This window comes from Mycobacterium sp. UM_Kg27 (genome assembly GCF_000972905.1).
Classification (GTDB): domain Bacteria; phylum Actinomycetota; class Actinomycetes; order Mycobacteriales; family Mycobacteriaceae; genus Mycobacterium.
Genome location: NZ_JRMM01000264.1, coordinates 1 through 1,708, shown reverse-complemented (window position 1 = coordinate 1,708; position 1,708 = coordinate 1). Strand labels below are relative to the sequence as shown.

At 66.6% G+C, this 1,708-nt stretch carries 2 protein-coding genes; one reads left to right on the top strand and one right to left on the bottom strand.

Translation table 11 applies throughout. The annotated features are described in order from the left end of the window. Nucleotides 1–23 precede the first annotated feature (23 nt). A complete protein-coding gene (locus LI94_RS21110; RefSeq protein WP_024440865.1) occupies nucleotides 24–887 on the bottom strand; it encodes an alpha/beta hydrolase in 864 nt (287 codons plus the stop codon). 139 nt (nucleotides 888–1,026) lie between these two features. Here LI94_RS21110 and LI94_RS21105 point away from each other — a divergent pair. Next, a partial coding sequence (locus LI94_RS21105; protein ID WP_046302466.1) for a helix-turn-helix domain-containing protein occupies nucleotides 1,027–1,708 on the top strand: 682 nt, incomplete at its 3' end.

Genomic DNA, 1,708 nt, shown 5'->3' with positions numbered 1-1,708 from the left:
TCAGATGTGTATAAGAGACAGCGCTAGCGCTCCAGCAGAAATTCCAGGTGAAGGCGGTTGAAGGTCTCGGGGTCCTCATACTGTGGCCAGTGGCCGCAGCCGGGCATCAGTTCAAACCGGGCGCCGGGGATCATCGACGCGATCCGCTTGCCCTCCTCTACGTCGGCCGTCGGGTCGTCGCTGGTCCAGACCACCAGGGTGGGCGCAGTGATTCTTCCGTATTCGGCGGGCCCCAATAGATTCCGCGCCCGGATCTGCGGGTCCTGCAACGCCATGATGTCGCGCATTGCGTCGACGAATCCCGGCAACCGGTAGATCCGCTGACGGCTGGCCACGATGTCGTCGTAGTCCTTGGTCTTGTCGGCCATCAACCACTTGATGCGCGCCTGGACCGTTTCCCAGCTGGGATTCTCGACCGCAGCCATCGACAACGTGACGATTCGCTTCATCACCTCGGGATCGGCCTGGGAACCACCCGCGGTGTTGAGCACCAACCGGTGAACCCGGTCCGGGTGGTCGATGGCGGCGCGCGCCGCCACCCAGCCGCCGAGGGATTCGCCGCTGATGCTGGCCGTCTGCGCACCGATCGCGTCCAGCACGTCCACCAGGTGCGCCACGTAGTGGCCAACCTCCAGGGGGTGACCGGGCTTGTCGGTGTAGCCGTGACCGAGCATGTCCACCGACCAGGTCCAGAAATGCTCGGCGTGCGCGGCGAGATTTCGGACGTAGGCCTCGGCGTGCCCCCCGGATCCGTGCAGCAGCACCAGTACCGGCTTGGCCGGGTCGCCGGCCCGCAAGTACCGGGTGCGCACACCGCGCGCATCGAGGTAGCCCTGCTCGAACGCGACGCCCTGGAGATCACTCCAGACGCTCTCGAACTCCGGCACCGGCCACCTCTTCCCTAGCTCGCGGCGGAAATGCGATTCTCGTTTTACGGCATATTGAACGTGCTTTTATCGCACATGTATGTACGTTATATTCAAGAGCATCACTCTCATGCGGGTGGATGTCAAGGAGGCCCTGCCGATGCCCACGCTGATGCCCGACGCTGCCGCCGAGACCGCGCGGGGTTCGCAGACCCTGGCCCGCGGGTTGGCCGCCTTACAGGCGGTTGCCGCCGCGCCGGAGGGGTTGACGGTGCAACAGGTCGCCGACCGCGTCGGCGTGCACCGGACCATCAGTTACCGATTACTGAACACGCTGACCGGCTTCCGGCTGATCGCCAAGGGGGACGACGGCCGGTATCGCCCGGCCGCAGCGTTGGCCGTACTGGGAGCCTCGTTCGACAACAACGTGCGACAGGTGAGCCTGCCGACCCTGCGCGCGCTCGCCGACGAACTCGGGACCACGGTCTCGCTGCTGGTTGCCGAGGGCGATCAGCAGGTGGCCGTCGCGGTCATCGTCCCCACCCAAGTCGGCTACCAACTCGCGTTCCACGAGGGCAGCCGCCATCCGCTCAGCCTGGGCGCCGCCGGGATCGCGCTGCTGGCAGCCATGCCTGCGCGCCCCGGAGAACGCGACATCGTCCCGCAGACTCGGGAGCGCGGCTGGGTGGTCACCCACGGCGAGATCGAGCCCGGAACCTTCGGGTTGGCCGTTCCGGTTCGCCGCCGCCCCCCGGCGCCGCCGACCTGCATCAACCTGATCTCGCACCGCGAGGACGTGGTGCTGCGCGGTCGCGATGCCGTGCCTGTCTCTTATACACATC